Origin of the sequence: Aeromicrobium sp. (assembly GCF_025965075.1) — a bacterium.
Classification (GTDB): Bacteria; Actinomycetota; Actinomycetes; order Propionibacteriales; family Nocardioidaceae; genus Aeromicrobium.
In genome coordinates, this window is record NZ_JAOPXQ010000077.1 from 1 (window position 1) to 11,954 (window position 11,954).

The 11,954-nt window shown below is 66.4% G+C and carries 13 protein-coding genes; 9 read left to right on the top strand and 4 right to left on the bottom strand.

The genetic code is table 11. The annotated features are described in order from the left end of the window. Window positions 1–50: 50 nt before the first annotated feature. The 8 genes from JWQ91_RS04990 (at window position 51) to JWQ91_RS05025 (ending at window position 9,785) form a co-directional block, all read left to right on the top strand. The gene (locus JWQ91_RS04990; protein ID WP_297781598.1) at window positions 51–824 is read left to right on the top strand and encodes an enoyl-CoA hydratase-related protein; all 774 of its coding nucleotides are present in this window, start codon (window positions 51–53) and stop codon (window positions 822–824) included. Next, entirely contained in the window at window positions 821–1,993 is a 1,173-nt protein-coding gene (locus JWQ91_RS04995; RefSeq protein WP_297781600.1) for an acyl-CoA dehydrogenase family protein, read from the top strand. Before JWQ91_RS04990 ends, JWQ91_RS04995 begins: the two co-directional genes overlap by 4 nt. Beyond that, a complete protein-coding gene (locus JWQ91_RS05000) occupies window positions 1,986–3,104 on the top strand; it encodes an acyl-CoA dehydrogenase family protein (protein ID WP_297781602.1) in 1,119 nt (372 codons plus the stop codon). The genes JWQ91_RS04995 and JWQ91_RS05000 overlap by 8 nt, the downstream gene beginning before the upstream one ends. Window positions 3,105–3,107: 3 nt before the next feature. Further along, window positions 3,108–4,805 carry an AMP-binding protein gene (locus JWQ91_RS05005; RefSeq protein WP_297781604.1) on the top strand — a complete coding sequence of 566 codons (1,698 nt, stop codon included), beginning with the start codon at window positions 3,108–3,110 and terminating at the stop codon, window positions 4,803–4,805. A 34-nt stretch (window positions 4,806–4,839) separates the two neighbouring features. After that, window positions 4,840–5,703: an SMP-30/gluconolactonase/LRE family protein gene (locus JWQ91_RS05010; protein WP_297781607.1), complete on the top strand. Its 864-nt coding sequence runs from the start codon at window positions 4,840–4,842 to the stop codon at window positions 5,701–5,703. A 226-nt stretch (window positions 5,704–5,929) separates the two neighbouring features. Next, complete coding sequence (locus JWQ91_RS05015) at window positions 5,930–7,120, top strand: TetR/AcrR family transcriptional regulator (protein WP_297781610.1); 1,191 nt, start codon at window positions 5,930–5,932, stop codon at window positions 7,118–7,120. A 642-nt stretch (window positions 7,121–7,762) separates the two neighbouring features. After that, the gene (locus tag JWQ91_RS05020) at window positions 7,763–9,406 is read left to right on the top strand and encodes an NAD(P)/FAD-dependent oxidoreductase (protein ID WP_297781612.1); all 1,644 of its coding nucleotides are present in this window, start codon (window positions 7,763–7,765) and stop codon (window positions 9,404–9,406) included. Window positions 9,407–9,500: 94 nt separating this feature from the next. Next, complete coding sequence (locus tag JWQ91_RS05025) at window positions 9,501–9,785, top strand: Dabb family protein (RefSeq protein ID WP_297781613.1); 285 nt, start codon at window positions 9,501–9,503, stop codon at window positions 9,783–9,785. A 59-nt stretch (window positions 9,786–9,844) separates the two neighbouring features. Here JWQ91_RS05025 and JWQ91_RS05030 read toward each other — a convergent pair whose 3' ends face one another. The 4 genes from JWQ91_RS05030 to JWQ91_RS05045 are packed head-to-tail and all read right to left on the bottom strand — an operon-like array spanning window position 9,845 to window position 11,547. Then, complete coding sequence (locus JWQ91_RS05030) at window positions 9,845–10,345, bottom strand: DUF664 domain-containing protein (RefSeq protein ID WP_297781615.1); 501 nt, start codon at window positions 10,343–10,345, stop codon at window positions 9,845–9,847. Continuing rightward, window positions 10,342–10,635: a DUF4235 domain-containing protein gene (locus JWQ91_RS05035; RefSeq protein WP_297781617.1), complete on the bottom strand. Its 294-nt coding sequence runs from the start codon at window positions 10,633–10,635 to the stop codon at window positions 10,342–10,344. Before JWQ91_RS05035 ends, JWQ91_RS05030 begins: the two co-directional genes overlap by 4 nt. Before the next feature lie 6 nt (window positions 10,636–10,641). Further along, window positions 10,642–11,199 (bottom strand): type 1 glutamine amidotransferase domain-containing protein, encoded by a 558-nt coding sequence (locus JWQ91_RS05040; protein ID WP_297781619.1) that lies wholly within the window; start codon window positions 11,197–11,199, stop codon window positions 10,642–10,644. Window positions 11,200–11,259: 60 nt separating this feature from the next. Further along, a complete protein-coding gene (locus tag JWQ91_RS05045; protein WP_297781621.1) occupies window positions 11,260–11,547 on the bottom strand; it encodes a WhiB family transcriptional regulator in 288 nt (95 codons plus the stop codon). A 115-nt stretch (window positions 11,548–11,662) separates the two neighbouring features. Between JWQ91_RS05045 and JWQ91_RS05050 the strand changes: the two genes are divergently transcribed. Further along, window positions 11,663–11,954 (top strand): MerR family transcriptional regulator (locus tag JWQ91_RS05050; RefSeq protein WP_297781623.1); only part of this gene is annotated, 292 nt, incomplete at its 3' end.

The following is an 11,954-nucleotide window of genomic DNA, read 5'->3' on the forward strand; positions in this document are numbered from 1 at the left end:
AGCCCCGTCGTCGACGTGCCCAGGCACTACACAGACAGGACGATCAGGACATGGCGCAGTTTGAGTTCATCGAATGGCAGGAGCACGGCGCGACTGCGACTGTGTGGTTGAACCGTGCACCGGCGAACGCGGTGAACCAGGGGATGTACCTCGAGATCAAGGAGTTCTTCGACAACGTCGACGTGCACCTGCCGGAGGCGCGGGTCTTGGTCCTCGCTGGTCGGGGCAAGCACTTCTGCGCCGGCAATGACGTGGAGGAGTTCAAGACCCTGGACCCGGAGAACTCGCCGGGACGGATGAAGGAGGTGCGTGAGGCGTTCTTCTCCATCTATGACAGCACCAAGCCGCTCATCGCCGCGGTGCAGGGCGCTGCGGTCGGTACCGGACTGGCCATCGCCGCCTCCTGCGACCTGGTGGTCGCCGCCGAGAGTGCCCGGTTCGGGCTCCCGGAGGTGAACGTCGGTGTGATGGGTGGAGCGAAGCACCTGTCGCGGATGGTGCCTCAGGGCGTGGTCCGGCTGATGCACCTGAGTGGTGATCTGGTTCCGGCGGGCAAGCTCCTGCCGTATGGGGGGATCGTGGATGTCGTTCCCGACGAGAAGCTGTATGAGACGGCGCAGTCCTTGGCCGAGTCGCTGGCGCGGCACAGCCCGGCCGCGTTGCGGTTCGCCAAGCAGAGCCTGAACACCATCGAGTACATGGATCTGAAGAGTGGCTACGAGTTCGAGCAGTCCTTGACCGGTGAGCTGTCGGGTTACGAGGACTCCAAGGAGGCGCTCAACGCATTCTTGGAGCGCCGCACGCCCGTGTACACGGGGCGGTGAACGTCGTGTCGACGGTGGACCTGGATGCCTATCGCGCGCTGGCGCGGGAATGGCTGGCCGCGGCCGACGTTCCGCATGTGCCGCTGGACCTGGATGAGCGGTTCACTGTGCTTCGCGAGTGGCAGCACACGTTGTTCGACGCCGGCTGGATCGGCATCAGTTGGAGTCGGGAGGCCGGTGGACAGGGCCTGACGCCGATGCATCAACTGGTGTTCGCCGAGGAGTTGGCGCGGGCACGGGCGCCGATGCCGATCGGGCTCATCGGGCTCGATGTGGTCGGCCCGTCCATCGACCATCACGGTCAGTCGTGGCAGCGTGAAGAGCTGTTGCCCCAGCTGTTGTCCGGCGAGCACATCTGGTGCCAGGGATTCTCCGAGCCGAATGCAGGCTCCGACCTTGCCTCGTTGCGGACCCGTGCGGTGATCGATGGCGACGACTTCGTGATCTCGGGCCAGAAGGTGTGGACGAGCTGGGCGCACAAGTCGCAGTGGTGTGCGTTGCTGGTGCGCACCGATCCGGACGTTCACAAGAACGCCGGTATCAGTTACGTCCTGGTGGACATGAGTTCACCGGGGATCACTCCGCGTCCGCTGGAGCAGATGACCGGTGAGCGTGAGTTCTGTGAGGTGTTCTTCGACGAGGTGCGGGTACCGCGCCGCAATCTGGTCGGTGAGCTGAACCAGGGCTGGACGGTGGCCACGCACACGCTGGGCATAGAGCGGGCCGCTTACACGGTGCGCCGGCGCGTCGACTACGAGGTCGCGTTCGAGGATGCCGTGGCCGCCTTGCGTGAAGGTGACCTGCCGGGGCCGGAGACCGCCCTCGGGCGGCGTGTTCGCGGGGCGATCGGACGGGCGCAGATCGCGTTGCGCGTCTTGGGCGCCCAGACCCGCCAGACTGTCAAGCGTCTGGACGCCGGCGAGGTTCCGACTCCCGAGGACTCCGTGGACAAGTTGCTCCTCAACGGCATCGAGCAGACCGTGTTCGGCTCGATCGCCGAGCTGCTTGGCCCGTCGCGGGCGCTGGCGGGATCGACGCCTCTCGGGCTTGAGGCCGACCGTTGGGTGCATGACCACCTCTACTCGCGATCAGCCTCGATCTATGGGGGCACGTCGCAGGTCCAGCGCAACATCATCTCCGAGCGACTTCTAGGACTTCCCCGTGGCTGACAACGACACCATCGCTTCTCTCGCGGCAACCGTCGACGACTTTCTGCGGTCCGCCTACGACGCTGATACTCGCCGGCGCATCCTCTCCTCGGCCGACGAGCGGTCGAGCCTGGTTCCCGCTCTGGCCGAGCTCGGCACGTTTTCCGTGGCCTTGGAGGAGGAGCATGGTGGGCTCGGGCTTCCGCTGTCGGCATTGGGCCCGATCTTCATCCAGTACGGCCGTCACCTTCTCGCCGGCCCGATGCTGGAGAACTCGCTCTTGCCCGGCACCGTGTACGAGCATGCTTCCGAGGAGGGCCGCAAGCTCTTGACGGACGCGGTGGAGAACGGGTCGGTGCTGGCGTTCCTCGATCCTGCCGTGACCGACCATTGGTCGGGACGACTCGGCTCGGTCACGAGCGTGGACGGCAGGCTGCACGGGACGTTCGAGGCGGTCCGCTTCGGTGGTGAGGCGACGGCCCTCCTTGTTGTCGCCGACCGGGACGGACGCCCCCTGCTGCACCTGATCGAGCCGACGATGCCGGGGGTGCGGATCGAGGCTGTCGGCAGCGCTGACCCGGCCCTGAACTTCAGCCGGGTCACGCTCGACGGGGTCGAGGGGGCTCCGGTGGGCGACGCGGCGACAGCGCCGGAAGTCCTGGCGCGAGTCCGGCGGTGGAGCCGTGTGCTCATCGCTTGTGAGCTGAGCGGGATTGCCACCCGCTGCGTCGAGTTGGCCGTCGAGTACGCGAAACAGCGTGAGCAGTTCGGAAGGGTCATCGGCTCCTTCCAGGCGATCAAGCACATGCTGGCGGACATGCACACCGATGCGGTCTCGCTGCACAACTTCTGTGAGGCCGTCGCCGGCGAGTTGGACGAGCTCCCCGACACCGAGGCTGACCTCAACGCCGCGGCATTGAAGGCCCATGCCGCAAGGGTCGCCGTCTCGGTCTGCGAAGGCGCGATCCAGGTGCATGGTGGCATCGGCTTCACCGCGGAGGCCGATATCCACTGGTACTACAAGCGTGCGCTGGCGTTGCGGGCCTGGTACGGCGACAGCACGGAACTCGAGGAGAAGGTCGGAGCGCTCGTGCTGGACCAGCCGGCCGCACCGACGGTCGAAAGGGTCTGAACCATGGTCACCACAATTCTGAACGGGGACGTCATCGCGGAGTCCACCGCATCGGGGGCCTGGCAGGACAACTTCATCGACGCCTATCTGTCGGACGCCGCCCGGACGGTCCCCGACCGCACCGCTGTCGTCGACCGCGGACGAACGTGGACCTACGCACAGCTCGACGCCATCGTCGACGCCCTCGGCGCGGCACTCCAGCGCCACGGCATCGGACACGGCGATGTCGTCTCGTGGCAGCTGCCGAACTGGGCCGAGGCGTGTGCGGTCCATCTTGCCGCGATCCGGATCGGCGCGATCAGCAATCCGATCATGCCGATCTTCCGCCACTCGGAGACCCGATTCACCCTGGAGCAGGCGAAGTCCAAGATCGCGTTCATCCCAGCGACGTTCCGCAATTTCGACTTCCCCGAGATGTTCGCGGAGATCTCGTCGGGCTTGTCGGCGTTGCAGACGGTCGTGGTCCTGGGCGAGGCGCGACGGGATCACGAGGTCTCCTTCGAGGACTTCCTCGACGGCTTCCACGGCAGCAAGCCTGAGCCGGTCACTCGCGACGCCAACGACCTGGTGCTCCTGCTGTACACCTCCGGGACGACCTCGGCCCCGAAGGGCGCGTTGCACACGCACAACACGCTCGACTACGAGAACCGAAGCATGATCGAGCTGCTCGGCCTGACCCAGGACGACGTCGTGTTCATGCCGTCTCCTGTGGGGCACATCACCGGTATCTTGTACGGCATCCAGATGCCGCCGATGCTGCGAAGCGGTGTCGTTCTGCTGGACATCTGGGAGCCCACGGCCGGCCTGGAACTGATCCAGGAACATCAGTGTGACTTCATGCTCGCAGCCACACCGTTCCTGCACGGGCTGGTCCACCACCCGTCGCTCGGCGACTACGACGTCTCATCGCTGAGGAACTTCCTGTGTGGAGGCGCGGACGTCCCGCCGGATCTGATCATCAACGCCACGACCGCGTTGGACTGCATGGTCGCGCGGGTGTACGGGTCAACCGAGTATCCGACCGCCACCAGCGGCAGCGCCGCCGACCCGCTGGAAAAGCGCGCCAACACCGACGGCCGCGCCATCGGTCTGGCCCGCATCAGGATCGTCGATGAGCACGAGAACGACCTCGGCATCGGGGAGGAGGGCGAACTGCTCGCACGAGGGCCCGAGATGTTCGTCGGCTACCTCGACGCCGAGTTGAATGAGTCCGCGTTCACCGACGACGGCTGGTTCCGCACCGGAGACCTCGGCCGTGTTGACGCTGAGGGTCACCTGGAGATCACCGGCCGCAAGAAGGACATCATCATCCGGGGCGGCGAGAACCTCAGCGCGAAGGAGGTCGAGGACCACCTCTTCGCCCATCCCAGGGTTGCCGAGGTTGCCGTCGTGGGCTCACCCGATCCGGTGCTGGGCGAGCGGGTCTGCGCAGTCATCGTTCCCGAGCCGGATGCGACCGTGGAGCTCGCTGAACTCATCGAGTGGCTGCTGGAGCGCAAGATCGCCAAACAGAAGCTTCCCGAGAGCCTGATCGTGCTCGACCAGATGCCCCGTACAACCAGCGGAAAGATCCAGAAGTTCACGTTGCGTGACCTGGCCAAGGAACGGGTTGAGCAAGGGGCGTCCTCCCGAGCATCAGATCACGCGGGCGACAGCCCATCGACCGTGTCCACCCTTCGATCGAGCTACCCAACCACCTAAGCGACGGCCGTAGGTCGTCGCGGAACGGAATGTCATGAACGAGCACGAGCTGAGCATCTTCTCCACCGGCCACCAGTTCCTGGAGGGCCCCCGCTGGCAGGACGGAAGCCTGTGGGCCAGCGACTTCCTCACCAAGACGGTCAAGCGGTTCGCAGCCGACGGCTCTTTCCAGACCGTCGTCGAGGTCGAGGGCGCCCCCTCCGGCCTGGGTTTCCTCTCTGACGGATCGGTGCTCGTGGTCTCCCAGGCCGACAAGTGCGTCCTGAAGGTTGCGCTCGACGGCACACAGAGCATCCACGCGGACTTCAGCCAGTTCGCCGGCGGCATCGGCAACGACATGCTCGTCACCAAGGCCGGCCACGCCTACGTGGGCAACTTCGGGTTCGCGCTCGGTGAGGAGGACCCCAAGACGACCCGCCTGGTCCACGTCGACCCCAGCGGCAAGGCGGAGCAAGTCGGCGGGGAGCTGCTCTTCCCCAACGGCATGGCGATCCAGAACGGCTCGGTCCTGCTGGTCGCCGAGACCTGGAACCACCGGATCACCGCCTTCGACATCGCCGCCGACGGCTCACTGAGCAACCAGCGGGCTTGGGCGCAGCTCGACGACGCCTACCACCCGGACGGTATCGCGCTCGACGCCGACGGCGGCGTGTGGTTCGGCAACGCCCTGACCCTTGAGGAGGACAGCGGCTTCTACCGTGTCGTTGAGGGCGGCGAGATCACCGACAAGGTGAGCAACCCCGGCGCCTGGTCCGTCGCCTGTGCCTTCGGCGGTGACAACCTCGACACGCTCTACATGACCTGCAACACCACGACGCTGGAGGAGTTCCACGTCGGCAAGTCCTCGGCCGCGATGGCCATGGCCAAGGTCGGGCGCAAGGGCGCGCCTGCGGCCTGAGCATGAGTATCCAGGTGGATGACCGAGTGGGGGTCCCGGCAACCGTGTCGGGGCCCCCTCGACTGATCCCTTCCCCCAGGGGTGCCCTTCGTGGCGATCTCACCGCGCATCACGACGCTGCGCGGCCCCGGAGGCGTAGTACTGTTCTGCTCGGTCGGTCTGCAACGCGACGTGCGGCCGCCTGGCTGACCGGAAAGGCCGGGGTGTGTCGGAGAGGAGCCACGGGATGAGCGGTGCGGCTCCCGTGAAGGACTCAACGCGGCGTCCGCGGGATCGCGGGCAACAGATCGCCCTCAACGCGCGGGAGCTGTTCACCGCCCACGGCTATCACTCGGTCAGGATGGACCAGATCGCCGAAGCGAGCGGTATCACGGCCCGAGCCCTATATCGTCACTACGCCAACAAGCGGGCCCTGCTGTCTCATGTGATTCGTGAGGACCAGCAGCGATTGGTGACGACCCTGGAGCAACTCGCGGCGGCCGACAGTCCCGGCAGCGTTGGCGAACGTCTCTCGACGCTCGCTGAGGTGGGCCTTGAGAGTCGGCGCCTTTCGGTGCTGTGGCAGCGAGAGGCCCGACACCTCGACCCAGACGACTTCTTGCTGGTGCGCGAGCGCACTCGCTGGATTGCCGAACAGGTGGGGCGCCTGGTGGTTGCACCAGCGACCCCCGACCTCGACGACTTCGCCAGGGAGGTCCGGATTTGGTCGGTGGTCAGCATCCTGACCAGCCCTGCCTTCTACGACAGCGGCCTTTCTCGTGCCAAGCTCAAGAAGGTTCTCGTTGAGGCGTGCGAGCGAGTCATCGGTGTTGCAGGCAGCTCCCACCCGGACTCGGGTGTTCAACCGGTCGCGCACCCCCGGACGCCCGCCTCGCGTCGCGAGCAGCTCCTTTCCGCTGCGGCGCGCGCCTTCCAGCGCAACGGATATGCCGGGGTCAGTATCGACGACATCGGAGCCGAGGTCGGGGTGGTGGGCCCGGCGATCTACCGGTACTTCGACACCAAGGCCGGCATCCTCGTCGCGGCGACCAATCGCTTCTACGAGTGGCAGGCACTCGAGGTCGCCCGAGCTCTGACTCGGCCCGCGCGCGACGCTGACGTGTTCGACGCCCTGGTTGAGGGCTACGTCGAGCTGGCAGTGCGGGCTATCGACCTGTTGGCCGTTTCCTTGACGGAGAGCCACTACCTGCCCGAGGACGAGCGCGATCGGTTCAACCGCATCCGAGAAGAGAACACGCTCGAATGGCAACGCTGGATATCGGCGACACGTGACGATCTCGACGAGGCGACAGCGTCGACCCTCGTCCACATCAGCAAGGGCATCGTCCACGACCTTGTGCGTATCGCGCACCTGTACCGCGAGCCCGCTTTCGCCTTCGAGCTCAGGACAGCCGTCACGGCGGTCGTTCACGTCTGATCCGTCCCGGGTCCGCGCATCGTGGGGGACGGGGCTCCTTCGGCGCCAATGCCTGCTGCACTCTGATCCGCCGAACCGTGTCACGTCCTGGGCGGCTCTGTCGGGCGGAGCCTAGGTTCTACGTTCTCGGATGTCACCGGCGACGCCTCTCAGAGAATAGACATGTCGTGAGCGTCCCATGACATCGAGCCTGTCGGCGTTTGGCCGTGTGTGCCTACACTGTTAGTCGTCATTTCCCAGAAGCGAACAGCTCAACTGCGCTCGTGCGAAGTCTTGTGCTCGTAGTCCACCGCATAGTAGGGCGTGCATGTGGCAACGAGGCGTGATACACGTCGAACTGCCCGGGATGGCCAGCTGGCAGGAACGGCAATCTTGTTAGTGATGCTTGACATCATTTCGTGGTGCGTGTCACTCTTGTGATATCAGACATACACCATGAGTTATCGCTAGAGGACTTCGGTCCAGGGGGTCTTCCGCCGTTCGCGATCCGAGCAGGCGTCAGTCCACCGGCGACAACCAACGAGCGCGACACGTGAGCCAGCGGCTCGCCTTCCCCCAGCACCACACCTCCGGAATGACACTTCTTCGACCCCAGCGACCGAGCAGCCACAACGGACTGCGATGTCGCGAAAGGAACACCACGTGAACACCTTGCTCACCGACCCCCGCCCCGTGACCGAAGAGCTCGACGTCCTCGTCGTCGGCGGCGGTTTTGCGGGCGTCCACCAGCTCGAGAACCTTCGTTCGCGCGGCTTCACCGTCAAGCTTTACGAGGCCGGCTCCGAGGCTGGCGGCGTCTGGCACTGGAACCAGTACCCCGGGGCGCGTGTCGACACCCCCGCCACCGCCTACCAGCTCTCCGACGAGCGGATCTGGAGCGAGTGGAACTGGTCGGAGGTCTACCCCGGCCAGGAGGAGATTCAGGAGTACTTCCGCTTCGTCATCGCCAAGCTCGACCTGGCCAAGGACATTCGCTGCGACTCGCGCGTCGTAGCTGCCCGGTTCGACGAGAACGAGGACAAGTGGACCATCGAGACTCGTGACGAGAAGACCGGCGAGACCTTCCTGACCCGCGCGCGCTACTTCCTGCCGATGCTCGGCACCGGGTCCAAGGCGCTCTACCCCAACATCCCCGGCCTCGACGACTTCAAGGGCGACCTGTTCCACACTTCGCGCTGGCCCAAGGGTTATGACATGACCGGCAAGCGGGTCGCCATCATCGGGACCGGCTCCAGCGGTGTCCAGGTCATCCAGACGATCGCTCCCGACGTCGGGCAGATGACTGTCTTCCAGCGGACGCCTCCGACGGCTCTGCCGATGATCTCCCCCAAGCTCGACCAGGCCGCGAACGACGAGCTCCGCAAGACCTACACCGAGCGTTTCAAGTACCGTGAGACGACCTTCTCCGGCATCGACTACGACGTGATCTACACCCCGACCGCCGAGATCTCCGACGAGGAGTTCTACGCCACGCTCGACGAGCTCTGGGCCATGGGCGGCCTCCAGATCTGGCTCGGCGGTTACGCCGACATGTACTTCAACCGTGAGGTCGGAGACAAGATCTACGCCTACTGGCGCGAGAGGACCCTGCCGCGCATCAAGGACCCCAAGCTGGCCGAGAAGCTTCTCCCCGAGACCCCGCCGTACCCGTTCGGCACCAAGCGCTGCCCGCTGGAGTACACCTACTACGACACGATGAACCAGGACAACGTCGATCTGGTCGACGTCAACGAGAACCCCATCGAGAAGGTCACCGAGAACGGCATCGTCACCGCCGACGGCACGCTGCATGAGTTCGACGTGGTCGTCCTGGCGACCGGCTTCGACTCCTTCACCGGAGGCTTGACCGACATCGACATCCGCAGCACCAAGGGCGAGAAGTACAGCGACGTGTTCAAGAACGGCGTTCGCACCTTCCTTGGGCGCGCCACAGCCGGGTTCCCGAACATCATGTACGTGTACGGCCCGCAGAGCCCGTCGGCGTTCTGCAACGGCCCGACCTGCGCTGAGCTCGAGGGCGACTGGGTGATCAACGCCATCAGCCACATGCGCAACAACAACCTGACGCGCATCGAGGCCACGCCCGAGGCCGAGGACGAGTGGCACGAGCACCTGGACGGCCTGGCCAGCGCCACGACCTTCATCATGGCGAACTCCTGGTACATGAACGCCAACGTGCCGGGCCAGAAGAAGGAGCTGCTGGCCTACCCCGGTGGCCTGACCATGTACCTGGAGAAGTGCCGCCAGTCGGTGGAGAACGGGTACGCCGGTTTCGCGCTCTCCTGAGAGCGCGTTACTCAGTCACGGGGCGTCGCCATCGACTGCCGATGGCGACGCCCACCCCCACACCCCAAGGAGAAGGCCGATGTTGATCCACTGTGTGACCGTCAAGTTCAAAGACGCCGCGACGCCAGATCAAGTGGCGGCGCTCGACGCGGCGCTCGCGGCCCTGCCGGGTCAGATCGACCTCATCCGCCGGACCCGCCACGGTCGAGATCTCGGCGAAAGGCCGACGAACGCCGACTACGCGCTGGTCTCAGAGTTCGCTCACGCCGAGGCTTTCTACGCCTACCTCGAGCACCCGGCTCACCAGGCCCTCGCGCGCGACCACCTCATCCCGTTGGCGGATTCGTTCCACAGCGCACAGTTCCTCACCGAAGACTGACCTCACCCATCACAGGCATCGGCCGGCAGCGAGAGGGGTGAGACTGCACCTGAGCGGGCTCAGAGCAGGCCGCGGAGGTACTCGGCCTGGCCGAGGTGCTTGAGGTCGTCGCCGATGATGCTGACCATCCGGACGCCGAGCGTCACGGCGGGGTCCCAGCGCTCGTCGACGATCCGGTCGAGATCGGCGTCGCTCAAGCCGACGACGTACGCCAGCGTGCTCGCGGCCACCGCGCGCGCGTACCCGTCGAGCAGCGCGGCGGTCACGCTCAGCGCGCCGACCTCGTCGGCGGTCTGGCCGTAGCCGGTCGCGGCCGGGTCGTAAGGCAGGCCGAACCGGCGCTCCCAGCCGGCGGACGTCCAGACCTGCTCGGTGCCGGCGGCGTCCGCGACGTGATCGTCCTGCACGCGCAGCAGGTGCCACACGAGCCAGCCGATCGGGTTGGCGCCTGGCGCGACCCGGTGGGACAGGTCCTGCGGCGAGAGCCCGTCGACGACCGTCACCGCGCCCTCGGCGATGCGGCCGAACGCGTCCTCCAGCAGGTCGGTCGTCGAGGTCACGAGCCCGGCCACTCGCCAGTCGCGCGCTGGAAGCCGCGGGCTCCTTGGCGCTGGATGACGGTCTTGACGACGGAGTAGATGGCGCCCTGGATCACGGCGGCCAGGAGGATCTCCTTGTAGGAGTACTCGGACTGCAGGGGGCCGGGCGCATCGTCGTCATTGTCGCCGACCCGCTTCCAGACCTGCTTGAAGATCAGGCTCGCGAGCAGGCCGCCGAGGATCGAGCTGACGAGACCGACCGGGCGGTAGAGGATCTTGGCGGACGTGCTGGGCTTCTGGGCGGCAGTCATGGGACCTCAGGCTTTCGAGAAGACGGCGGTGAGCGTGGCGTTGAAGGCGTCGAGATCGTCGGGGTTGCGGGACGTGACGAGGTCCCAGCCGTTCTCGGTGCAGTGGAAGACCGTCTCGTCGACCCACGTGCCGCCGGCGTTGGCGATGTCGGTGCGCAGGCTGGGATAGGACGTCAGCGTCTTGCCGGGCAGGACACCGGCCTCGACGAGGGCCCACGGGCCGTGACAGATCGCGGCGACCGGCTTGCCGGCGTCGGCGAACTGCTTGACCAGGGCCACGGAGTCGGCGTCGGCGCGGACGTGGTCGGCGTTGACCGTGCCGCCCGGGATGACGAGCGCGTCGAAGTCCTCGACCGACGACTCCGCGACGGTCGTGTCGGGGTCGAACGTCGCGTCCTTGTCGACGTCGCCGACCATGGACTGCACGGCGGCGGCCTCCGGAGCGACGAGCACGGGCGTGCCGCCGGCGGCCAGCACGGCCTGCCACGGTGACTCGAGCTCGGCCTTCTCGACCCCGATCTGCGAGGTGAGGAAGGCGATCTTCTTGTCGGTCAGGTCGGACATGCGTTCTCCCTGTCGTTGTGGCGTGCTCCCATCACCCTCGGGACGCGAGAACGCGCTGGATCAGCTGGCGAGACGTTCCTGGCGGACGAGCGCGGCGCGCTCACCCTCGGTCAACCCGCCCCACACGCCGTACGGCTCACGGACAGCCAGGGCGTGCTGGCGGCACCGCTCGAGGACGGGGCACTGGAAGCACAGGCGTTTGGCCGCTTCCTCGCGCCGTTCGCGCTTGGCTCCGCGTTCGGCCTCCGGGGAGAAGAACACCGAGCTGTCGACGCCCATGCACGCGCCTTGGTACTGCCACTCGTACGCGTCCATCATGGGACCGGGGAGCCTGTTGACGTTGACCATGGTCGTGGTTTGCCCCGAATCCGCAAGCCGAAACGCGCTCGACGCAAAGTTGGTGCACTATTTGTTCACCATCTCTCCGACGTGCGCAACGGCGGTCCAGTCCTACGCTGAGGTCATGCCGATGTCCACCGGGGGGGAGGGGGCCGAGCTCGCTTGGGGCGTCGGGACCGTTGCCGCGCGACTGGGCATCTCGCCGTCGACGTTGAGGACCTGGGAGCGGCGGTACGGCGTGGGGCCCTCGTTGCGCACCGCCGGCGGCCACCGCCGCTACACCGAGAGCGACATCGACCGGGTCAGCCTGACGCAGCGACTGATCGAGCGGGGCGCCCCGCCGAGCGATGCCACCCGGGTCGCGCACGCGCTGGGCACTCGCGACCTGGCCGCCGCGCTGGAGGCCGAGAAGCTGC